The organism is Kitasatospora cinereorecta, from assembly GCF_024172095.1.
GTDB lineage: Bacteria > Actinomycetota > Actinomycetes > Streptomycetales > Streptomycetaceae > Kitasatospora > Kitasatospora cinereorecta.
The window spans coordinates 33,783-55,308 of the sequence record NZ_JAMZDX010000006.1 but is presented as its reverse complement, the minus strand read 5'-3'; the positions used below and the strand labels follow the sequence as shown (position 1 = coordinate 55,308).

Genomic DNA, 21,526 nt, shown 5'->3' with positions numbered 1-21,526 from the left:
TCCCGCCCCGCTAGGGTGAATCGCACCGGGGTGGAACGACCGCCCCGCCACCGCTCGACCGGAGGCCGCCGGATGTACGCCCTGCACGCGCTCTGGCGGGCCGACGACCGCCTCGCGCTCTGGGCCGAGGACGCCGCCGCCTTCCACGACCGGCCCGAGCGCGGCGCGACAGGCGCGGGCGGCCACGGTGCCACGGCGCACCCCTACGCCTGCTCCGCCGCCGACGTGGCCCGGCTGCTGGCCGGCATCGGCCCCGCCCTCGGCTGGCTCGCCGACCAGGGCGCCGAACGCTGGACCGGCCTGCGCCTGCCCACCCTCGGCGCCCGCCCCACCCCCTCGCCCGACCTCCCGATCGGCGCCACCGCCCGGGGCCGCACCCTCGACCCCTGGCGGGTCCCCGGCCTGCTCTTCGAGCCCGCCGAGGCCGCCCAGCTCCTCGGCGCCCTCCACGACCCGCACTGGCCCGGCGCCACCGCCGAACTCCCCGACGGCACCAGCACCGAGATCGCGTACGGCGCCTCGCTGCGCTGGCTGACCGCCGTCCACGACCTCGCCTGGCGGCTGGTCGGGCGCGGCCGCCTGCTGCCCGCCCTCGAGCAGGAGGGCGACACCTGGTACGCCCGCTGGCAACCCGCCCTCGACGGCCCCGCCCGCACCGAGGCCGCCGCCCTGGCCGCCGGCTGCCCGCCGGTCTGTCGCGCCGAGTACGGCCCCGCCGAACCCACCGGCGCCCGGCTGCTGGACCGCGTCCTGACCACGCTCGTCGACCGCGAGGCGCGCACCGCCCTCGCCGCCCCGGCCGACCTGGACGCTCCCGCGCGGCCGACCGAGCCCGCCGGCACGTCCGCATCACCACCGCCCTCCTCGACCGCCCGACGAGCCGCCGCGTCGTCCGGCGCCGACTGGTCCGCCGCGCTGTCCGGCGCCGACGGGCGGCTGGCCGAGCCGCCGCCGGAAGGGGTGGCCGAGCGGCTGGCGGGGTGGCGGGCGAGCCGGCCGGAGCCGGGACCGGTACGGCTGGACTTCCGGCTGTCCGAGCCGCTCGGGGCCGCCGCCGACGACCCCGAGGGCACGGCGCCCGCCGAGGTGTGGCGGCTCGACCTGCTGGTCCGCGCGGCCGACCGGCCCTCGCTGGTGGTGCCCGCCGCAGAGCTGTGGACCGGCGGCCCCGGCCGCGACGCGCTCGCCCACGCCGTCACCGGCCCGCCCACCGACCCCGCCGACCGCACGGATCCCACCGAGGCCTTCCTCGCCGAGCTCGACCGCGCCACCCGGCTGCGCCCGGAACTCCGCGTCGCCCTGCACCGCACCCGCCCCAGCGGCCTCGACCTGGACCGCGCCGGCGCCCTCGCCTTCCTCCGCGAGGCCGCGCCCGCGCTCGCCGCCGCCGGCTTCGGCGTCCTGCTGCCCGCCTGGTGGCAGCGCCGCCCCCGGCTCGGCCTCGCGCTGACCGCCCGTACCGTCCCCGCGCCCGGTGCGGTGAAGCGCACCGCCCAGGTGGACCGGGACGCCGTGCTGGCGTTCGACTGGCAGGTCTCGCTCGGCGAGCTGACCCTCACCCGGCAGGAGCTGGACGACCTCGCGGGCGCCCAGCAGGGCCTGGTCCGGCTGCGCGGCCGGTGGGTCGAGGTGGACGCCGAGCAGATCGCCGCCGCCGTCCGCTTCCTCGCCCGCCGGGGCAGCGCCGACCTCGGGCCGGCCGACCTGCTCCGCCTCGCCCTCGACGACTCGGTCTCGGTGGACGGCTTCCTGGTCACCGCCGTCCACGCCGACGGCCCGCTCGGCGACCTGCTCGCCGGCCGTACCGGGACCGCCCCCGACCGCCCCGAGCCGCCCAGGGACTTCACCGGCACTCTCCGCCCGTACCAGCAGCGCGGACTCGCCTGGCTGGACGCGCTCGGCCGGCTCGGCCTCGGCGCCGTCCTCGCCGACGACATGGGACTCGGCAAGACCGTCCAGACCCTCGCCCTGCTCGCCCTGGAGAAGTCGCGCGGCGCGAGCGGGCCGGTGCTGCTGGTCTGTCCGATGTCCCTGGTCGGCAACTGGCAGCGCGAGGCGGAGCGCTTCGCGCCGGGACTGCGGGTCCAGGTCCACCACGGCGCCGACCGGACCGCGCCCGACCCCGCCGCCGACCTGGTGATCACCACCTACGGCCTGGTCCAGCGGGATGTGGCCCAGCTGCGCCGGATCCGCTGGCGCCGGATCGTCGCCGACGAGGCCCAGCACATCAAGAACCATGGCGCCCGCCAGTCCCGGGCGGTCCGCTCGCTGCGCTCGGGCCCGCGGATCGCGCTCACCGGCACCCCGGTGGAGAACCGGCTGGCCGAGCTGCACGCCGTCCTCGACTTCGCCAACCCCGGCCTGTTCGGCAGCCCCGAGTCGTTCAAGGAGCGCTTCGCCGTCCCGATCGAGCAGTCCGGCAACACCGAGGTCGCCGCCCGGCTGCGCCGGCTCACCGCGCCGTTCGTGCTCCGCCGCGCCAAGACCGACCCGGCCGTCATCGACGACCTGCCCGCCAAGCAGGAGTTCACCGTCCGCTGCAACCTCACCGCCGAACAGGCCGGGCTCTACCAGGCGGTGGTCGCCGACCTGCTGCAGCGGCTGGGGGGCATCCGGGGCGTCGAGCGCCGAGGCGCCGTGCTGGCCGCCATCGGCCGGCTCAAGCAGGTGTGCAACCACCCCGCCCAACTCCTGCACGACGGCTCGCCGTTGGGGCAGCGCTCGGGCAAGGTGGAGCGGCTGGAGGCGCTGCTGCGCGAGGCGCTCGACGAGGGGGACCGGACGCTGGTCTTCACCCAGTACGCGGAGTTCGGCGAGCTGCTCCACCCCTACCTGCGCGGCCGGCTCGGCGAGGAGGTGCTGTACCTGCACGGCGGCGTGCCCAAGGCCCGCCGGGACGAGCTGGTGGCCCGCTTCCAGGCCGCCGACGGCCCCCGGGTCTTCCTGCTCTCGCTCAAGGCGGGCGGCACCGGACTCAACCTCAGCGCCGCCAACCAGGTGATCCACCTGGACCGTTGGTGGAACCCCGCGGTTGAGGACCAGGCCACCGATCGGGCGCACCGGATCGGCCAGCGCCGCGAGGTGCAGGTCCGCCGACTGGTCTGCGTCGGCACCGTGGAGGAGCGGATCGCCGAACTCCTGGACGCCAAGCGGGCGGTGGCCGACGCCGTGATCGCGCCCGGCGAGCAGTGGCTCACCGAACTGCCCACCGAGCGGCTGCGCGAGCTGCTCACCCTGTCCGCCGACGCGATGGGGGAGTGACCGCCGTGACCGCACCCATGACCACTCCTGCGGACCGTCCGCTCCAGGACTGCCTCGACGACTTCTGGCAGGGGCGCCTCCCGCTGCTCGCGGACCGCCCCGAGGAGCCGCCGGCCCCCGCCCCCGACGAGCTCGGCCCCTCCGGCGTTACCGTCGCCGGCCGCGAGCTGACCGCCGTCCTGGCCCCCGCGTACCGGCGCTTCACCGGCGCCGACTGACCGCTGTCACACTTCGCCGGGCTGCGTCGTCCCCTTCCCGGACGGCGCCCGGACGGCGGGCGCCACCGGACCGGAGGAACGGTCATGCCGCGCATCTCGCTCACCCCGCCGCAGACCCTGCTCAACCGCATCGGTGCCTGGTACTCCCGCCGCACCTACGGCAAGGTCCTCGACCCCGGCCTCGCCGTCGGCCACAACTCCCGGGTGCTGATCGCCTACGTCAAGCTGGAACGCGGCGCGGCCCGCTGGAACCGGCTCGACCCGGCCCTCAAGCACCTCGCCGTGATGGCCAGTGCGGCCAGGATCAACTGCTCCTGGTGCATGGACTTCGGCCAGTGGACCGCCGGACCGCTCGGCCTCCCGCTCGACAAGGTCGCCCAGGTCCCGCAGTGGCGCGACCACCCGGACGCCTTCACCGAACTCGAACGCCGGGTGATGGCGTACGCCGAGGCGATGAGCGAGACCGAACCGGCCGTCGACGACGAGTCGTTCGCCGCCCTGGTCGACCGGCTCGGCGAGCCGGCCGTGGTCGAACTCACCGCGGTGGTGGCGCTGGAGAACTTCCGCTCCCGGATGAACAGCGCCTTCGGGCTGACCAGCCAGGGCTTCTCGGACGCCTGCGCGGTCCCGGCCCGTTGACCGCCCGTGCGCGGAGCTGCGTCAGCCGGTCAGCAGGGCGCGCAGCCCGGCCGGGTCGCGGTAGTGGTGGCCGGTCATGCCGACGGCCCGGGCGGCCACCACGTTGGCGGGGGTGTCGTCGACGAACAGACACCGCTGCGGCGGGACGCCCGCCCGCTCGGCCGCGATCCGGTAGACCCGCTCGTCCGGCTTGGCGACGCCGATCCGGGCGGTGTTCACGACGGCGTCCACGGCGGTGTCCAGGCCGAGCGCGGCGAGGTCCCGCTCCAGCCGGGTGGTCGCGTTCGACACCAGCACCACCGGCATCCGCCGCCGTACGGCGGTCAGCAGGGCCAGCACCTCGTGGTCCACCTCGTTCGCCTGCCGCCCCCACGCGGCCACCAGCTCCGCGGCGCGCCCGGCCGACCCGCACGGCTCGGCCAGATCGCCGGCCACCGCGGACCGCCACTGCTCGTCGGTCACCGCCCCGGTCACCGCCGGGAGCAGCCGCTCGGCGCGGAACGCGGCGGCGGCCAGCGAGCCCTCCGGCAGCCCGTACTGCCGGTCGAGGCCGGTCATCCCGTCCGGGTCCCACAGTCGCAGCACCCCGTCCAGGTCGCACAGCACCGCCTCGAAGGTCTCCCCGCCCATGCCCTCTCCCGTCCTCCGTCGTGGTGGCGCCATCCTGCCACCGGCTGCCTGACCTGCGGCTTCGCGCTGGGAGTGGCTACCGCTGCGGCTTGTGGGCGAGCAGGAAGGCCTGCGGGCCCTGGCGCGGGCGCTCCTGCTCGTCGGGTTCGCGGACCAGCCGGGCGTCGACCACCAGCCCGGCCTCGCCGAGCAGGTCGGCGACCCGGTCGGGGGACATCCAGTACACGTCCAGCGAGAGGTCGTGGCCGTACGCGTGGTCCAGGTGCCGGAGCCGGTCGCCGGCCTTGAACGCGAGCAGCAGCCGGCCGCCGGGGGCCAGCACCCGGTGGACCTCGGTGAAGACCGCCGGCAGCACCTCCGGCGGCGTGTGGACCGTCGAGTACCAGGCGACCGCCCCGCCGAGGCCGCCGTCCGGCAGGTCGAGGGCGGTCATCGAGCCGACCTCGAAGCGCAGGTCGGGGTAGGTCGTGCGGGCGACCGCGACCATCCCGGGGGAGAGGTCCACCCCGAACGCGGCCACGCCCAGAGTGCGCAGGTGCTCGGTCACCCGCCCGGGACCGCAGCCCAGATCGGCGACAGGCCCGCTGACCACCTCGGCGAACGCCGCCAGCATCGCCCGGTCCAGCGGCTTGGCCGCCAGCTCGTCGCGCAGCAGCCGGGCGTAGTCGGCGGCGACCGCGTCGTAGGCCGTTCGGGTGGCGTGCAGATACCTCGCTTCGCTCATGGGGCAGGACCCTAGGCCATCTCCCGCCCGTCGGGTGACGGATTGTCAGCCGCTGGTGCGACGATCCCCTCGATGGCGTGAGCACCGGCCCGCGCCCTGCGTGGACGTGCGGAAGAGGACCAGCAATGCGGATCGTGATCAGCGAGTTCATCAGCCTGGACGGCGTCGTGCAGGCTCCCGGTGGGGCCGAGGAGGACACCGCCGGCGGGTTCGCCCACGGCGGCTGGTCGCACCCGTTCTTCGACCCCGAGACCGTGGGCGGTGCCTTCGACGACGCGCTGCGCACGGCGGACGCGCTGCTCTTCGGACGCCGCACCTGGCAGACCATGGCCGCCGCCTGGCCCGGCCGCGCGGGTGACCCGTTCGCCGACCGGATGAACGCCATCCCCAAGTACGTGGTCACCGGGACGCTCGGCGACACCGACCTGACCTGGGAGAACACCACCCGGATCGCGGGCGCCGAGGCGGTCGCGCGACTCCGCGAGCTGCACGGGCAGGAGGGCGGCGACCTGCTGGTCATGGGCAGCCCGTCGCTGGCCCGGACGCTGATCGCCGAGGGCCTGGTCGACGAGCTGCGGCTGATGGTCATGCCGGTGCTGCTGGGCGGCGGCAAGAGCATCTTCCCGACGGACGGCGTGAAGCGTCCGCTGGAGCTGGCCGGCACGGTCGTCAGCAAGACCGGCGTGCACGTCGCCACCTACCGCCCGGCGGCGGCCCGGTAGCCGCCCGCTCGGCCTACAGCGCCCGCCGGTAGCGCAGGGCGGGGCGCCCGTTCACGCTGACGCCGCCGACGACGGTGAATCCGTTGCGTCCGAGCACGGTCCTGGACGCTGGGTTGTCCACCGAGGCGACGGCGGTGAGTTCGGCGAGCCCGTACGCCTCGGCGGCGAGCCGGCACACCGCGGCCACCGCCGCCGTCGCGGTCCCGCGGCCCGCCGCGTGCTCGCCGATCCGGTAGCCGAGCTCGGCGGAGCCGTCCTCGGCGTCGATCAGGTTGACCCGGCCGACCAGCTCCCCGGCGGCGTCGAGCACCACGTGGAAGTGGCAGATCCCGGCGTCCTGTTCGGCGAGCAGCATCCGGTACCTGGTGTCGAACTCCGCGAACCAGGCGTCCCCGCGGTCGGGGACGAAGCCAGCGAAGTACGCCCGGTTCGCCCGCTCGAACGCCAGCACGGCGGTTGCGTGCTCGGCCGTGAGCCGCTCCAGCCTCACCATGTCCGCTCCTCCTGGGGTCGGTCCACCGAGGTCCATCCCCGCTGGTGCAGCCGCTCGACCCCGTCCAGCAGCAGATCGAGGGCGAACTCGAACTCGAACGCGTCGTCACACCCCGCGCCGACCACCGAATCGCCGTCGTGCGGCCGGCCGGCGGCGATCTCGGCGATGTGCGGGTAGTGGGCCGCCAGGGCCGCCAGCGCAGCCGCCTGTTCGGAGGTGTCGGAGGTGTCGGCGGCGGTGGCCGGCGGGGCCGGGAACAGCTCCTGCGTGAAGCCCCAGATCCGGCTGCCCAGTGCGTGCATCGCGTGGTGGGTCAGGTCGGCCGAGAGGCCGCCGGCCCGGAACATGCCGATGACGGAGTCCAGGTAGGCGAGGACGCCGGGCGTCGGGCTGGTGCGCGTCTCGATGACCCGGGAGGCCCAGGGGTGGCCCAGCAGGGCCCGGCGCGCCGACAGCACCCGCCGGCGGACCGCGCTCTTCCAGTCCGGGCCGTCGGCCGGCGGGTCGATCTCCCCGACGAGGACGTCGACCATGCCGTCGAGCAGCTGCTCCTTGTTGGCCACGTGCTTGTAGAGCGCCATCGGCACCACGCCCAGGTCCTGGGCGAGTCCGCGCATGCTGAGCGCCTCGATGCCGACCCGGTCGGCGAGGTCCACGGCGGCGCGCAGCACCCGCTCCCGGTTGAGCGGCGTCCGGCGGGCGGCGCCCGTCTCCTGGGCCATGCGTGTCCGATCCCTCCTGCGCCGACCGTTCGCGGACCGGCCCTTCCTTGACAGGTGTACGCGGTACACCATAGCGTCCCGACCTGAAGGTGTACGCCGTACACCTCTTGCTTCGGCGCGCCGCACAGATCATCGGCGTGCCCCTGTGACGACCCAAGGAGTCCCGGTCCCGATGGCCACACCGAGAAGGCTCGCCGTCGCGGCGGGCGTCTGCTACCTCGTCACCCATGTCACCTCGATCGCCGCCCTCGCCCTCTACGGGCCGGTCCTGACCGACCCCGGCTGGATCACCGGCGCCGGACCGGACACCCCGATCCTGCTGGGGGCGCTCCTCGAAGTGCTCCTCGCCATCGCCATCATCGGCACCGCGTGCACGCTCTTCCCGGTGGTCTCGCGCCACGGCCGGGCCTCCGCCGCGGGCTACCTCGGCCTGCGCACCCTGGAAGCGGCCGTCATCACCGTCGGCGTGGTCAGCCTGCTGGCGGTGACCACGCTGCGCCGGCAGCCGCCCGCCGGGGCCGACGACGGCGCGCTCCGTACGGTCGGCCGGGCCCTGGTCGCCGTCCACGACTGGACCTTCCTGCTCGGCCCCGACTTCGTCCTCGGCGCCAACACCTTCGTGCTCGCCTGGATCCTCTACCGCTCGCGCCTGGTGCCGCGCTTCATCGCGGTGCTGGGCATGGTGGGCGGTCCGCTGGTCTTCGCCTCGGCGGTCGCCGTGCTGTTCGGCTGCTACGGGCAGCTCTCCGTCTGGGGAGCGCTCAGCGCGGTGCCGGTGTTCGCCTGGGAGCTGGCGCTGGCCTTCCGGCTGATCGTCCGCGGCTTCAGCACCCCGGCCGACCCAGGCGTCGCGCCCGCCCCGGACGACGCGGACGCGGCGGCGGCGGTGCCCGCGGGCTGACCTCCCCTCAGGCGCCGCCCGTCTCGTCCGTCTCGTCCGTCTCGCGCAGGCGGCGCCGCAGGTAGGCCCGTTCGGGCTCGGAGGCGGCCAGGGCGAGCGCCGCGCGGTAGCCAGCGGCCGCCTCGCCGTCCCGGCCGAGCCGCCGCAGCAGGTCGGCGCGGGCGGCGGGGAGCAGGTGGTAGCCGGCCAGCGCGCCGGAGGACTCCAGCTCCGCGATCAGCTCCAGTCCGACGGCCGGTCCCTCGGCCATCGCCCGGGCCACCGCGAGGTTGAGTTCGACCACGGGGGACGGGGTCAGCTCGCGCAGCCGCCCGTACAGCCGGGCGATCCGGGGCCAGTCGGTGTCGGCGGCGGTCGGGGCGGTGGCGTGGCAGGCCGCGATGGCGGCCTGGAGCCGGTAGAAGCCGGGCCGGTCGGGCGGTCCGGGCGGCCAGAGGACGGCCAGGCCCTCCGCGACGGTGGCGGCGTTCCACCGGCGGCGGTCCTGCTCCTCCAGCGGGACGAGGGCCCCGTCGGCGTCCACCCGGCCCTCCCGGCGGGCGTCGTGGAACAGCATCAGGGCGAGCAGGCCGCGGGCCTCCGGTTCGTCCGGCATCAGTTCGACCAGCAGCCGGGCCAGCCGGATCGCCTCCGCGCACAGGCCGGTGCGGATCAGGTCGGCGCCCTCGCTGGCGCTGTAGCCCTCGTTGAACAGCAGGTAGAGGACCGCCAGCACGCCCGCCGTCCGTTCGGGCAGCAGCGGCGCCGGCGGCACCCGGTACGGGATGTGCGCCTCGCGGATCTTCGCCTTGGCGCGGACCAGCCGCTTGGCCATCGCCTGGTCGCCGACCAGGAAGGCGCGGGCGATCTCGGCGGTGGTGAGCCCGGCGAGGGTGCGCAGGGTGAGCGCGACCCGGGCGTCCAGCGGCAGCGCGGGGTGGCAGCAGGTGAAGATCAGCCGCAGCCGGTCGTCCTCGATGCCGCTCTCGTCGGGCGGCCCATACCGGTCCGGCGGGTCGCCGTAATCGCCGTAGTCGCCGTACGAGGTCGCCGCGATCTCCCGGAGCTTTTCGGCCTCCGTCCGGGCGCGGCGCAGCCGGTCCATGGCGCGATGGCGGGCGGTGGTGGTCAGCCAGGCCCCGGGCCGGTCGGGGACGCCGTCGCGCGGCCACCGGTCGAGTGCCCGCGCGAAGGCGTCCTGGGCGCACTCCTCCGCGAGGTCCCAGTCGCCGGTCACCCGGATCAGGGTGGCGACGATCCGGCCCCACTCGGCGCGGAAGACCGCCGCGACGGCGTCCTCGGCGCGTTCGTCTAGCGCTCCCAGATCGGCCTCACCTCGATCGTCCCGTGCCGTGCCCCGGGAATCCGGGACGCGACCTCGATCGCCTCGTCCAGGTCCTTGCAGTCGACCAGGTAGTAGCCGCCGACCTGCTCCTTGGTCTCGGCGAACGGGCCGTCGGCCACCAGCACCTCGTCCTGGCGGACCCGGACGGTGGTGGCGTCGGAGGTCGGGCGCAGCCGCTCGCCGCCGAGCAGCACGCCCCGGCGTCCCATCTCCTCGCCGAACGCGGTGTAGTCGGCCAGCATGGCCGCGCCCTCCTCGGGGCCGAGCGCGCCGGTGGTGTTCTCGTCCGTGCAGATGATCAGCAGATAGCGCATCGCATCCTCCTCGGTTCGGTCGGACACAAGTACGACGAACGGGAAGGTCGCCGATGGACACCGGCGCCTTTCCATCCTCCGCCGCCCGTCCGCCGGGTGCGCGTCCGTTGTAGCGGTCGCGGCCCGACACGGTGATTGCAGCTGTTAGCACCCTGCTTGCAATTGCAAGCACGGTGGGGCAGGCTGGGGACATGGCCTCACTGAACGTCGGCTCACTGGGCGAGTACATCCGCGAGCAGCGCCGCAACGCGCAGTACTCGTTGCGCCAGCTCGCGGACGCGGCCGGCGTCTCCAACCCGTACCTGAGCCAGATCGAGCGCGGGCTGCGCAAGCCGAGCGCGGAGATCCTCCAGCAGATCGCCAAGGCGCTGCGGATCTCCGCCGAGACGCTGTACGTGCAGGCCGGGATCCTCGAAGAGCGGCAGGAGGAGGGGCCCGGGTTGCGGGCCGCCATCCTGGCGGACCCGCTGATCGGCGAGCGGCAGAAGCAGGCGCTGCTCGCGGTGTACGAGGCCTTTCTCAAGGAGAACCGGGAGAACCCGGAGAGCCGCGACGGCCGGGCGGACGACGCGCCCCCGGCGCCGGACGCCGCCCACGGCTGACCCACGCACCCACACCCGACGGACCCGCGCTGCCGGCCCGTCGACCCCGACCGGGAGGACCTGGACATGGCGATCGCCGACGACATCAAGAAGACCCTGAGCGACCCGACCCCGCTGTACGCGCTGGCCGGCGCAAGCGACCTGGCGTACGAGAAGCTGCGCGAGGTGCCGGGCCGGGTGGAGGCGCTGACCGCCGACCGCCGGGGCACCCAGGAGCGGGCCGCCGCCGCGCTGCAGGAGGCGGGCAGCCGACTGGTGGCGGCGCAGGCGAAGGTGACCGAGTCGGTCGGCGCGCTGCCCACCGACGTGAAGGTGCTGCAGGCGAAGGCGCAGGAGCTCGCCATGCAGCAGGTCGGCCGCGCGCTGGAGTTCGCGGTCAAGGCCAAGGAGGTCTACGACGAGCTGGCCGTCCGCGGCCGGACCGTGGTGGACACCGCCGCGGACAAGGGCCGGGCCGACGAGACCCCGGTCGCCGAGGTCGAGGTGGCCGAGGTGGTCGTGGACCTCACGGGCGAGGACGCGGCGGACGAGTCGGTCGCCCAGGAGCCGGTCGCCGAGGACGCGCCCGCCCCGGCGAAGAAGGCCGGCCGCGCACGGAAGAGCACCGCCCCCAAGGAGTGACCATCCCCCGGCACGGCCGCCCCGGAGCGGCGGGCACCGGACGACCGTCCGGCACGTTCACCCGGGCATGCGCGGCGCGCCGTGCCACGATGGATGGTGAGGTCCGGAAGCCGCAGTGAGGAGAACGCAGTGCAGATCCTGTACTTCGACGTCCTGAATCCGTTCTGGTGGATCGCCACCGCGATCATCGGTTTCAAGGCGTTCGCCTTCGTGGACGCCGCGACGCGCCGCGAGGACGCGTACCGGGCGGCGGACAAGAAGACCAAGCAGTTCTGGCTGATCATCCTCGGCCTGGCGCTCGGCCTGGACCTGCTGTTCGGGGCAAACCCGATCACCGGGTTCATCACGCTGATCGGACTGGTCGCCGCGATCGTCTACGTGGTCGACGTCCGCCCGGCGATCAAGCAGCTGACCGACGGCCGCGGGCGCGGCGACAACAACCGGAACATCGGCCCGTACGGGCCCTGGTGACGCGACGTCACCGATCCGATCGAACGGCCGAGGGCGGCACCCCGCACGGGGGTGCCGCCCTCGACCTGTCGTGCTCGGTCTCCGGTCAGCCCATGATCAGCGGAACCGGGTTGCGCTCCAGCAGCAGCACCGCGACGTCGTCGGCCAGCGCGCCGCCGTTCAACTCCTCGACCTCGGCGATGGCGCTGTCCACCAGCCGGCCCCGGGTCAGGCCGCCGGCCTGGTGGTCGGCGATCAGGTCGATCAGACCGTCCTGACCCAGCCGCCGGGAGCCGGCCCCGACCCGGCCCTCGACCAGCCCGTCGGTGTACAGCATCAGCCGCCAGCCGGGCCGCAGCTCCAGGCGGAGGGCGGGCCAGGCGCCGTGGCTGGCGTCGCACGGGATCAGCCCGAGCGCCGGACCGGCCTGCTCGGCGGGCAGCAGCTGGGGCCGACCCTCGGGACCGAGCAGCAGCGGGGCGGGGTGGCCGGCCAGGTACAGCTCGGCCCGGTCGACGTGCCCGCCGTGCGGCGTGCCCTCCGGAGCGGGCGGGGCCAGCACCAGCATGCACAGCGTGGCGAAGATCTCGTCGCTGCGCCGCTCGTGCTCCAGCACGTGCTGGAGGGTGGTGAGCAGCTCCGGGCCGCTGAGGCCGGCGAAGACCAGCGTCCGCCACGCTATCCGCAGCGCGACCCCGAGCGCGGCCTCGTCCGGGCCGTGGCCGCAGACGTCGCCGATCACCACGTGGACCGTGCCGTCCTTGGTCCGGACCGCGTCGTAGAAGTCGCCGCCGAGCAGCGCCCGGCGGCGGCCGGGGCGGTAGCGCCGGGTGAAGGCCAGCCCGGCGCCGTCGAGCAGCGGGGTGGGCAGCAGGTGGCGCTGGAGGCGGGCGTTCTCCTGGCCGCGCAGCTCGGCCTCGACCAGACGGCGCTGCGACTCGTCGGCGCGCTTGCGCTCGACCGCGTACCGCAGCGCGCGGGCCAGCAGCGGGCCGTCGGTCTCCTGGCGGATCAGGAAGTCCTGGGCGCCCGCCGCGACGGCCGCGGCGCCCAGCTCGGCCCCGGCGGCGTCGGTGAGCACTACGACCGCGGTGTGCGGGGCGCGCCGCAGCAGCTCGCGCAGCCCGTCCAGGCCGTCGGAGCCGGACGGCAGGTCGGCGGGGGTGCCGAGCTCCAGCAGGACGCAGTTCACGTCCAGGTGGTGCGGACCGCGGCGGCCGGTGCCGGGGGCGGGCGGCAGCAGGGAGACGGCGTGGCGGACACCGGCCGCCCGGTGCAGCTCCACCCGGGTGCCGCTCTCGGCCAGCATCGCCTCGTACCGCTCGGCGGCGCCGTCGCCGGCCTCGATCACCAGCAGGCGGTCGGGCGCGCCGACCCCGCCCGCCGGACCGGTCAGGCCGGTCGCGGTGGTCGGAACGGGCGCGCCCGACGGGCCGGGGTGCGGGGGAGCCGGGGTGCGGGTGCTCAGGGTGGAGCGCGGGTGCGGTATGGGCATGGGGGCCTCGGGGCCGGAGCCGGCGCAGCTGGTCGGGCCGCCCGTCCGGCCGGTCCTCGACGTGCGGTTGTTCGATGCGGGGGCGCCGGGGCCACCGGCGCCGGGGTCGGCGGCGATCGGGCCGGCGGCGCTCGCGGTGCCCGGAGCCACCGGAGCGCTCGGAGCGTCCACGGCGCTGATGTCGTGGCCCGGGGCGGTGCCACTGTTCGAGCCGGCGGTCGCGTCGGAACGGGGGTGCGTGCCGGCAGCGCGCTTGGCGCCGTGCACGGCGGTGGCGGCATTTCCGGCGGTGCCGGCGCCGGCCACGGCGGTACCTGCGGCCGCTGCCCGTCCCTCTCCCGTTGCGGGCATTGGTCGGTCCTTCCTTTCCCCGACAGGCCAACGGCTGGTGTCGGCGTGCAGTGCCCGCCTGGCGCTGCTGGTCGGGGAGCTTCTCGCGACCATAACGTGATCTCCGGGGATTTCTCGGACCGAGCGCCGCCTCTGTGGTTATTGCCACGCTCTTGGTCGGTTGTTTGGTGACGTTTGGCAACGCACGGGTCGGTGCTGACAGGAGGTCGGAGCGGTGACGCAGATCACGCTGGTGCAGGGTGACATCACGGATCAGCAGGTGGACGTGGTGGTGAACGCCGCGAATTCGAGCCTGCTCGGCGGCGGAGGGGTGGACGGTGCGATCCACCGGCGCGGCGGTCCGGAGATCCTCGAGGACTGCCGGAAGCTGCGCGCCTCGCACTACGGCAAGGGGCTGCCCACCGGCCGGGCCGTGGCCACCAGGGCGGGCAGGCTGCCGGCCCGGTGGGTGGTGCACACCGTGGGGCCGGTCTACTCGGCGGGCGACTATGCGGAGCGGGCCGGTCTGCTGGCCTCCTGCTATCGGGAGTCGCTGCGGGTGGCAGCGGAACTGGGTGCTCGGACGGTGGCGTTCCCGGCGATCTCGGCCGGGATCTTCGGTTGGCCGTTGGAGGACGCGGCGCGCATCGCCCTCACGACCGTGACCGGCTCTCAGGTGGTGGCCGGGCTGGACGAGGTGCGGTTCGTGCTCTTCGGAGCGGAGGCGTACGGGACGTTCGAACAGGTCTGGCGCGAGGTGCAGCGGCAGCAGCGGAGCTGACGGACGTTCACGTGATGCGTGCGACGGCTCGTGCGACCGTTCCCATGGTGGCGTGACGGGGCGTCAACACGCCAGAGGTATTCGATAACTCGTTCGAGTGAAACGTGCCAACCGCACGCGAAGTCGGAACGAGTGCAGGGACCGGCCCGGCGGAGGCGTCAGCGCGGGGCCAGCGCCGACCAGGCCACCGTGACCTCGCCCTGCCGCCGCCGGCCCCGGGCGTCCACCAGCGGCCAGTCCGCGGCCAGCGCCGCGCAGGCGGCCGCCCAGCGCTGCCGGGCGCCGAACGCCGCGAACGGCGCCGCCGCCGCCCAGGCCCGGTCGAAGTCGGCCAGGAAGCGGTGCACCGGCCGCCCCGGCACGTTGTGGTGGATCAGCGCCTTCGGCAGCCGTTCGGCCAGGTCGGACGGGCGGCCCAGGCTGCCCAGCCGGGCCGCGAAGGTCACCGTGCGCGGACCCTCGGGCCCGAGCGCCACCCAGACGTGCCGCCGCCCGATCTCGTCGCAGGTGCCCTCCACCAGCAGTCCGTCCGGCGCCAGCCGCGCGCACAGCCGCTCCCACACCTCGGCGACCTGCTCCTCGTCGTACTGGCGCAGCACGTTCGCGGCCCGGATCAGCTGGGCCCGGGCGCCGTCCAGCGGTACCTCGAACCCGCCGCGCCGGAAGGTCAGCACCGGCTCCTCGGCGTACGGCAGGGCGGCGGCCACCCGGGCCGGGTCGATCTCGATGCCGACCACCCGGACGTCCGGCCGGACCGTGCGCAGCCGCGCCGACAGCTCCACCGCGGTCCACGGCGCCGCGCCGTAGCCCAGGTCGACCGCGACCGGGGGCCGCTCGGCGGCGCGCAGCGGCCGGGCCAGCGTGTGGGCGATCCAGCGGTCCATCCGGCGGAGCCGGTTGGTGTTGGTGGTGCCGCGGGTGATCGTCCCGACCGGGCGGGTGGCGCGGGCGCGGGCGCGGCTCGGCGGGGTGTCGGGGGCGGCCATGCCGGAAAGGGTACGCAATCCGGCCCTCCCGGTCTCAGGGGCTGAGACGGGAATACGCGGTCGGGAGGTCTCGGTTGGCACACTTGACGTTTGTCCGCCCGCAGCCCCCACGCCGCGGGCGGCGGCACGACCGGCACCACCGGCACCACCCGGGCACCGGCACCGCGCCGCACCGACCGGGAGCAAGAGAGGCTACAACCAGGTGACCCAGCACCTCGTCCGGACGGCCCGCCGTGACCGGCTCGCCGTGCCCCCCACCCGTGGCCGCCTGCACGCCCTCGTCGGCGGCCGGCGCCGCCCGCGCCGGATCGCGATGCTCAGCGTGCACACCTCGCCGCTGCACCAGCCCGGCACGGGCGACGCCGGCGGCATGAACGTGTACATCGTGGAGCTGGCCAAGCGGCTGGCCGCGCTCGACATCGAGGTCGAGGTGTTCACCCGGGCGATCAGCTCGGACGACGCGCCGACCGTGGAGCTGGCCCCCGGCGTGCTGGTCCGGCACGTCACCGCCGGCCCGTTCGAGGGGCTGCTCAAGGAGGACCTGCCGGCCCAGCTGTGCGCCTTCACCCACGCGGTGCTGCGCACCGAGGCCGGCCACCGGCCCGGCCACTACGACCTGGTCCACTCGCACTACTGGCTGTCCGGCCACGTCGGCTGGCTGGCGGCCGAGCGCTGGGGCGTCCCGCTGGTGCACACCATGCACACCATGGCCAAGGTGAAGAACGCCGCCCTGGCCGAGGGCGACACCCCCGAGCCCGCCGCCCGCGTGATCGGCGAGACCCAGGTGGTCGAGGCGGCCGACCGGCTGATCGCCAACACCGCGGAGGAGGCCGCCGAGCTCGCCTTCCACTACGGGGCCAGGCCCGAGCAGCTGGCCGTCGTCCACCCGGGCGTCAACCTGGAGGTCTTCCGGCCCGGCGACCGGGCGGCCGCCCGGGCCCGGCTCGGCCTCCCGCAGGACGCCGCGGTGCTGCTCTTCGCCGGCCGGATACAGCCCCTGAAGGCGCCGGACGTGCTGCTCAAGGCCGTCGCCCGGCTGCTGGAGCGGCGCCCCGAGCTGCGCGAGCGGCTGGTCGTCCCGGTGGTCGGCGGTCCGTCCGGCAGCGGTCTGGCCCGCCCCGAGAGCCTGCACAAGCTGGCCGCCCAGCTCGGCATCGCCGACGTGGTGCGCTTCCACCCGCCGGTCGGCCAGGCCCGGCTCGCCGAGTGGTACCGCGCGGCGACGGCGCTGGTCATGCCCTCGCACAGCGAGTCCTTCGGCCTGGTCGCGCTGGAGGCCCAGGCCTGCGGCACCCCGGTGGTGGCCGCCGCGGTCGGCGGCCTGCCGGTCGCGGTCCAGGGCGGCGTGACCGGCACCCTGGTGGACGGCCACGACCCGGACGCCTGGGCGCACGCGCTGGAGGCGTACGTCACCGACCCGGCCCTGGTCGCCCGGTACGGCGCGGCCGCCGCCCGGCACGCCGCGGCGTTCGGCTGGTCCGCCTCCGCCGCCACCACCGCCGACGTGTACGCCGGTGCGCTCGCCGCCCGCGGCGGCGCCCGGCGCCGCCTGGCCTGACGCGCAGCGGGCACCCCACCCGGGGTGCCCGCTGCCCGCCGGGGGCTACTCGCGCGTAGCGTGTACGCCATGGCTGACAAGGACGCTGCACTCGCCCACCTGCGCGCCGCACTCGACGAGGCCGGCGTGGCCTGGGAGCCGGCCGTCACCGACCCGTACACGCTGGTCGCCACGCTCCCCGGCACCCGGAAGCTGTCGACCACCTGTGCGCTGCGGATCGGCGACCACACCCTCTCCGTGAACGCGTTCGTCATCCGCCGCCCGGACGAGAACCACGAGGGCGTCTACCGCTGGCTGCTGGAGCGCAACACCCGGCTGTACGGCGTCGCGTACGCCGTCGACCGGCTCGGCGACGTCTACCTGGCCGGCCGCCTGCCGCTGGAGGCGCTCACCGCGGAGTCGGTCGACCGGCTGCTCGGCACCGTGCTGCAGAACGCCGACGAGCCGTTCAACACCCTGCTGGAGCTGGGCTTCGCCACCGCGATCCGGCGGGAGTGGGAGTGGCGCACCAAGCGCGGCGAGTCCACCCGCAACCTGGAGGCCTTCGCCCACCTCGCCGCCCCGGCCGAGCCCGCCGCCCCCGACACCGCCCCCGACACCGCCCCCGACACCGTCCCGACCGGGGACTGACCCGGGACTGTCCCGGGACCGATCGGGGACCGGCCGAGCGCTCCGAAACCGTCGCGCCCCCGCCCCGGCTCTGCTTGGATGGCGCGGAGCCAGGGGAGGGCGGAGATGGACGAGGCGGCGGGACAGGCGACCGGGGAACGCCAGTTGGACCACGTGGAACAGGTGGTCGCCGACGAGTTGGCCGACCGCAAGCGCCGCCGCGACTGGGACCGGCGGCGGGCGTTCGGCCTGCAGATGGCCACGGTCACGCTCTCGGCGATGATCACCGTGCTGCTCGGCCTCAGGGCCGACGGGCCGGTCGCCTCCTGGCTGGCCGACGTCGCGCTGGCGCTCGGCGCCCTGGTCACCGTGCTGGCGGCCTGGGGCGCGTTCTTCTCCCACCGCACGCTCTGGATCCAGCGCTCCGACACCGTCCACCGGCTGACCGTCCTTCAGCGGACCATCGCCTACCACCGTGCCCGGCTCGGCGGGGTGGCACCGGATCCGGCCGAGGTCGACGGGCTGTACGCCGAGTTCGAGGAGATCGTCCAGCTCGACCACGATGCCTGGATCCGGGTCCGCCAGAGCGACGTCTGACGGACCGGACCCGCTGAGCCACGCGTCGCGCTACGGGGTGACCGCCGCCGCGTCCGCCGGGCGGGCGACGGCTGTGGAATCGGCCGGGGCGTCGGCCGGGCTGTCGGTGGGGGAGCCGGCAGCGGCGCGGCGGCGGCCGATCAGCGGGAAGACCGCGGCGGCGAGCGTACCGGCGACCGCGCAGGAGCCCCAGGTCACCGCACTGCCCGCGTACTGGAGCAGCAGGCCGCCGGCGGCCGGGCCGAAGAAGGACGCCAGCGACCAGGAGAGCGAGTAGACGCCCTGGTAGCGGCCGCGCGCCTGGGCCGGGGAGAGCTCCGCGACCAGGCCCATCATGGTCGGCGCGTTGATGATCTCGCCGACCGTCCAGACCGCGACGGTGACCGCGTAGAGCGCGGCCGAGCTGCCGGCCACCGCGGTCAGGCCGAAGCCCCACCCGATCAGCAGCGCGCTCGCGACCAGCAGCGCACTGCGGCTGCGGCCCTCGGTCAGCCGGGTGAGCGGGATCTGCAGCAGGACGATCATCAGCCCGTTGAGGCTCGCCACCAGGCCGAACATGGTGGTCGAGATTCCGTGCCGGCCCATGTCGACGGCGAGCGTGGTGGACCCCTGCTGGAAGACCAGGGCGAGCAGCAGGTTGACGCCGACCACGGCCATGAACGGGCCGTCCCGGAAGACCGTGCCCAGCCCGACCCGCGGCTCGGACCCGGTGGCGGCGGTCCGCTCCGGCCGGGTCTCCGGGATCTTGACGAACACCAGCACCGCGCAGAGCACGGTGGAGAGCGCGTCCAGCAGGAAGAGCGTGAGGTAGCCGTGGGTGGCGATCAGTCCGGCCGCCGCGGCGGAGACACCGAAGCCCAGGTTGATCGCCCAGTAGTTGAGCGAGAAGGCGCGCACCCGGTCGGCGGCCGGCACCAGGTCCGCGATGATCGCCGAGATGGCGGGCCGGGAGGCGTTGTTCGCCAGACCGGTCAGGAACGCCACCACCGCGATGGCCACCGGCCCGTCGGTGAAGCCCAGCACCGCGGTGCAGACCGCCGTCGCCAGCTGGGCCGCCAGCAGGGTGGGCCGGCGTCCGAGCCGGTCGGTGAGCACGCCCGCGCCCACCGCGGAGATCGCCGCGCCCAGACCGAAGAGCGCCGCGACCAGACCCGCGTACGCGGGCGAGTAGCCGCGCTCGGCGGTCAGGTAGAGGGAGAGGAAGGTGACGACGAAGCCGCCGAGCCGGTTGACCAGGGTGCTCGCCCACAGCCACCAGAACGCGCGGGGCAGCCCGCCGACGGTCTCCGTGAGGGCGGTTCGGAGGCGGACGGACGCAGGCATGCGCGGCTCCTGGACAGTAACCGCCCGCTGAGCGCGGTGGGCAGGACCGCTCAGCAGGACTGTAAGTGGTGGTGGCGACGCGCACACATTACCCAGCCGCCCTCCGCCCGGCCAGCGCATTTTCGGTGCCATTAAGCTGGGCGCCATGGCTGACACGACCTACCGACTCATCCTGCTCCGCCACGGCGAGAGCCAGTGGAACCAGAAGAACCTCTTCACCGGCTGGGTCGACGTCGACCTCAACGAGAAGGGCGAGAAGGAAGCCGCCCGCGGCGGCGAACTGCTCCTCTCCGAGGGCCTGCTGCCCGATGTGGTGCACACCTCCCTGCTGCGCCGCGCGATCCGCACCTCGCAGATCGCCCTGGACAAGGCCGACCGCCACTGGATCCCGGTCCGCCGCAGCTGGCGCCTGAACGAGCGCCACTACGGTGCGCTCCAGGGCAAGGACAAGGCCCAGACCCTGGCCGAGTTCGGCGAGGAGCAGTTCCAGCTCTGGCGCCGCTCGTACGACACCCCGCCGCCGGTCCTGGCCGACGACAACGAGTACTCGCAGGCCGGCGACCCGCGCTACGGCGAGATCCCGTCCGAGATGCGGCCGCGCACCGAGTGCCTCAAGGACGTCGTCGAGCGCATGCTGCCGTACTGGTACGACGCGATCGTCCCGGACCTGGCCGCCGGCAACACCGTCCTGGTCACCGCGCACGGCAACAGCCTCCGCGCCCTGGTGAAGCACCTCGACGGCATCTCCGACGCCGACATCGCGGGCCTCAACATCCCGACCGGCATCCCGCTCGTCTACGAGCTCGACGCCGACTTCAAGCCGGTCAACCCGGGTGGCCGCTACCTCGACCCGGAGGCCGCCGCCGCCGCCATCGAGGCGGTCAAGAACCAGGGCAAGAAGTAACCGCTTCGGCGAAACGGCCCCTCACCTGCGCACACAGCGCGGATGAGGGGCCGTCGTGGTTCCGGGGCCGTCTGTGGGCCGTCAGCCCTTGTGATCTTGAGCCTTGAAGACCTCTTCCATCGCCTTCCGGGCCCGGTGCCTGCTGTCCGGCATCAGGTGGGCGTAGACCCGCAGCGTCAGCCCCGGGTCGGCATGGCCCAGGTACTCGCTGACCGCCTTGATGCTCTCTCCGGCGTCCAGCAGGACCGAGGCGAAGAAGTGCCGGAGCGCGTGCATCCCGTGCTCCCGGGCGGATGCGTAGGACTCACCCTTGGCCCGGGGCGGGATGACTCCAGCGGCAGCCAGCGCGGGCTTCCAGTGGTCCTCGTTGAGCATGCCGCGCCAGACGATCGAGTCGGACGTGCTGGTGAAGAGCAGGCGCTTGGTGATGGGCGGTCCGCCGAGCTTCATCCACGGCAGCGTGATCTCCACCGGCGGGAACCGCTCCATGTGGGCCTGGAGCGCGTCGGCCACCGGTCGAGGGAGTGGCACGCTCCGCAGCGTCCCGCCCTTCGGCGGCGCGAACACGGGCTTGCTCCGGCTGAGCTTGAGCTGCTGCGTGACATGCATCGTGCTGGCGTCGAAGTCGAGCGCGTCCACGGCCAGGCCCAGGATCTCGCCCTGCCGCAGCCCGCAGCCAGCGCCCACGTCGACCGTCGTCCGGTACCGCTCGGTCATGGCTTCCCGGACTGCAAAGACCCGATCGGGTTCCCACGGCACGACCCGCCTGGAGCCGACCACCGGCGGGCGCACGGTCTGCGCGGCGCACGGGTTCCGGGGCAGGAAGCCGTCGTCCACGGCCGCGCTCAGCACGGCCCGCACATTGGAGAAGATGACCCGGGCGTACGAGCCGGAGAGACCCGAGGTCTCCAGCTGGCCGACGAACTCCCGAATGTGGCCAGGCTGGAACGACCCGAGCGGACGGGGCCCGATCTTCGGGAAGGCGTGCCGCCGCAGCTGCGACTGCATGGACGCCTGCGTGTTGGGGTCGCTGGTCTGGCTCTCCAGCCACTTCTCCGCGTACTCCTGGAACGTGGTCTTCGCCGCCGCCGGGTCGAGGTACTGGCCTCGCGACATGTCCGCCTCGATCCTGGCCAGCCACTCCTCCGCCAACCGTTTCTGGCGGTCCGGGAAGGACTTGCTGCGCTCGCTTCCGTCCGGCGCGATGTACCGGGCCCGGTAGCGCATGCCGACGCCGTGGCGGTCGGTCTTCACCCTGCGCGGCTTGCCGTCGGCGCTGGCCTCGGTCTTGTACCAGCGGTCCTGGATGTGTCCTGCCATGG

General features: G+C 74.6%; 23 protein-coding genes. 13 read left to right on the top strand and 10 right to left on the bottom strand.

Features of this window, described 5'->3' with window-relative positions; all coding sequences use genetic code 11:
• Nucleotides 1–72: 72 nt before the first annotated feature.
• The 3 genes from FHR36_RS29520 (at nt 73) to FHR36_RS29510 (ending at nt 4,118) form a co-directional block, all read left to right on the top strand.
• On the top strand, nt 73–3,261 hold the full coding sequence (locus FHR36_RS29520; protein ID WP_253802105.1) for a DEAD/DEAH box helicase: 3,189 nt from the start codon (nt 73–75) through the stop codon (nt 3,259–3,261).
• A gap of 5 nt (nt 3,262–3,266) precedes the next feature.
• The gene (locus FHR36_RS29515; RefSeq protein ID WP_253802103.1) at nt 3,267–3,479 is read left to right on the top strand and encodes a hypothetical protein; all 213 of its coding nucleotides are present in this window, start codon (nt 3,267–3,269) and stop codon (nt 3,477–3,479) included.
• Between the two features lie 84 nt (nt 3,480–3,563).
• Entirely contained in the window at nt 3,564–4,118 is a 555-nt protein-coding gene (locus FHR36_RS29510) for a carboxymuconolactone decarboxylase family protein (RefSeq protein ID WP_253802101.1), read from the top strand.
• A gap of 21 nt (nt 4,119–4,139) precedes the next feature.
• Here the strand turns inward: FHR36_RS29510 and FHR36_RS29505 are convergent, their stop codons facing one another.
• Complete coding sequence (locus tag FHR36_RS29505; RefSeq protein ID WP_253802099.1) at nt 4,140–4,748, bottom strand: HAD-IA family hydrolase; 609 nt, start codon at nt 4,746–4,748, stop codon at nt 4,140–4,142.
• Between the two features lie 76 nt (nt 4,749–4,824).
• Entirely contained in the window at nt 4,825–5,472 is a 648-nt protein-coding gene (locus FHR36_RS29500; protein WP_253802097.1) for a class I SAM-dependent DNA methyltransferase, read from the bottom strand.
• Between the two features lie 125 nt (nt 5,473–5,597).
• On the opposite strand from FHR36_RS29500, the gene FHR36_RS29495 reads away from it, so the two are divergent.
• The gene (locus tag FHR36_RS29495; RefSeq protein WP_253802095.1) at nt 5,598–6,194 is read left to right on the top strand and encodes a dihydrofolate reductase family protein; all 597 of its coding nucleotides are present in this window, start codon (nt 5,598–5,600) and stop codon (nt 6,192–6,194) included.
• Nucleotides 6,195–6,207: 13 nt separating this feature from the next.
• Here the strand turns inward: FHR36_RS29495 and FHR36_RS29490 are convergent, their stop codons facing one another.
• Entirely contained in the window at nt 6,208–6,687 is a 480-nt protein-coding gene (locus FHR36_RS29490; protein WP_253802093.1) for a GNAT family N-acetyltransferase, read from the bottom strand.
• On the bottom strand, nt 6,681–7,409 hold the full coding sequence (locus FHR36_RS29485) for a TetR/AcrR family transcriptional regulator (protein WP_253802092.1): 729 nt from the start codon (nt 7,407–7,409) through the stop codon (nt 6,681–6,683). Before FHR36_RS29485 ends, FHR36_RS29490 begins: the two co-directional genes overlap by 7 nt.
• A gap of 172 nt (nt 7,410–7,581) precedes the next feature.
• On the opposite strand from FHR36_RS29485, the gene FHR36_RS29480 reads away from it, so the two are divergent.
• Complete coding sequence (locus tag FHR36_RS29480) at nt 7,582–8,310, top strand: DUF4386 domain-containing protein (RefSeq protein ID WP_253802091.1); 729 nt, start codon at nt 7,582–7,584, stop codon at nt 8,308–8,310.
• 7 nt (nt 8,311–8,317) lie between these two features.
• Here FHR36_RS29480 and FHR36_RS29475 read toward each other — a convergent pair whose 3' ends face one another.
• Nucleotides 8,318–9,613, bottom strand: coding sequence for an RNA polymerase sigma factor (locus FHR36_RS29475; protein ID WP_253803189.1), 1,296 nt, complete (start codon nt 9,611–9,613; stop codon nt 8,318–8,320).
• The gene (locus tag FHR36_RS29470; RefSeq protein ID WP_253803188.1) at nt 9,601–9,948 is read right to left on the bottom strand and encodes a YciI family protein; all 348 of its coding nucleotides are present in this window, start codon (nt 9,946–9,948) and stop codon (nt 9,601–9,603) included. The genes FHR36_RS29475 and FHR36_RS29470 overlap by 13 nt, the downstream gene beginning before the upstream one ends.
• Nucleotides 9,949–10,139: 191 nt before the next feature.
• On the opposite strand from FHR36_RS29470, the gene FHR36_RS29465 reads away from it, so the two are divergent.
• The 3 genes from FHR36_RS29465 to FHR36_RS29455 all read left to right on the top strand — a co-directional run bounded on the left by FHR36_RS29465 (nt 10,140) and on the right by FHR36_RS29455 (nt 11,642).
• A complete protein-coding gene (locus tag FHR36_RS29465; RefSeq protein WP_253802090.1) occupies nt 10,140–10,550 on the top strand; it encodes a helix-turn-helix domain-containing protein in 411 nt (136 codons plus the stop codon).
• 66 nt (nt 10,551–10,616) lie between these two features.
• A complete protein-coding gene (locus FHR36_RS29460) occupies nt 10,617–11,171 on the top strand; it encodes a hypothetical protein (protein WP_253802089.1) in 555 nt (184 codons plus the stop codon).
• 135 nt (nt 11,172–11,306) lie between these two features.
• Nucleotides 11,307–11,642, top strand: coding sequence for a DUF2516 family protein (locus FHR36_RS29455; protein WP_253803186.1), 336 nt, complete (start codon nt 11,307–11,309; stop codon nt 11,640–11,642).
• Between the two features lie 85 nt (nt 11,643–11,727).
• Here the strand turns inward: FHR36_RS29455 and FHR36_RS29450 are convergent, their stop codons facing one another.
• Nucleotides 11,728–13,467: a SpoIIE family protein phosphatase gene (locus tag FHR36_RS29450; protein ID WP_253802088.1), complete on the bottom strand. Its 1,740-nt coding sequence runs from the start codon at nt 13,465–13,467 to the stop codon at nt 11,728–11,730.
• 214 nt (nt 13,468–13,681) lie between these two features.
• Between FHR36_RS29450 and FHR36_RS29445 the strand changes: the two genes are divergently transcribed.
• Entirely contained in the window at nt 13,682–14,227 is a 546-nt protein-coding gene (locus FHR36_RS29445) for an O-acetyl-ADP-ribose deacetylase (protein WP_253802087.1), read from the top strand.
• Between the two features lie 158 nt (nt 14,228–14,385).
• Here the strand turns inward: FHR36_RS29445 and FHR36_RS29440 are convergent, their stop codons facing one another.
• Entirely contained in the window at nt 14,386–15,213 is an 828-nt protein-coding gene (locus FHR36_RS29440; protein WP_253802086.1) for a class I SAM-dependent methyltransferase, read from the bottom strand.
• 202 nt (nt 15,214–15,415) lie between these two features.
• On the opposite strand from FHR36_RS29440, the gene mshA reads away from it, so the two are divergent.
• From mshA to FHR36_RS29425, 3 genes are all read left to right on the top strand, one after another.
• Nucleotides 15,416–16,771 (top strand): D-inositol-3-phosphate glycosyltransferase, encoded by a 1,356-nt coding sequence (mshA, locus tag FHR36_RS29435; protein ID WP_253802085.1) that lies wholly within the window; start codon nt 15,416–15,418, stop codon nt 16,769–16,771.
• A 69-nt stretch (nt 16,772–16,840) separates the two neighbouring features.
• Nucleotides 16,841–17,401: a type III secretion system chaperone family protein gene (locus tag FHR36_RS29430; RefSeq protein WP_253802084.1), complete on the top strand. Its 561-nt coding sequence runs from the start codon at nt 16,841–16,843 to the stop codon at nt 17,399–17,401.
• Nucleotides 17,402–17,506: 105 nt separating this feature from the next.
• Nucleotides 17,507–17,977: an SLATT domain-containing protein gene (locus tag FHR36_RS29425; protein WP_253802082.1), complete on the top strand. Its 471-nt coding sequence runs from the start codon at nt 17,507–17,509 to the stop codon at nt 17,975–17,977.
• Between the two features lie 30 nt (nt 17,978–18,007).
• Here the strand turns inward: FHR36_RS29425 and FHR36_RS29420 are convergent, their stop codons facing one another.
• The gene (locus FHR36_RS29420; protein WP_253802080.1) at nt 18,008–19,300 is read right to left on the bottom strand and encodes an MDR family MFS transporter; all 1,293 of its coding nucleotides are present in this window, start codon (nt 19,298–19,300) and stop codon (nt 18,008–18,010) included.
• Nucleotides 19,301–19,445: 145 nt separating this feature from the next.
• Here FHR36_RS29420 and FHR36_RS29415 point away from each other — a divergent pair, with 145 nt between their 5' ends.
• Nucleotides 19,446–20,204: a phosphoglyceromutase gene (locus FHR36_RS29415; protein ID WP_253802078.1), complete on the top strand. Its 759-nt coding sequence runs from the start codon at nt 19,446–19,448 to the stop codon at nt 20,202–20,204.
• 81 nt (nt 20,205–20,285) lie between these two features.
• Here FHR36_RS29415 and FHR36_RS29410 read toward each other — a convergent pair whose 3' ends face one another.
• Nucleotides 20,286–21,524, bottom strand: a complete 1,239-nt coding sequence (locus FHR36_RS29410) for a tyrosine-type recombinase/integrase (protein ID WP_253802076.1) — start codon at nt 21,522–21,524, stop codon at nt 20,286–20,288.
• Nucleotides 21,525–21,526 lie beyond the last annotated feature (2 nt).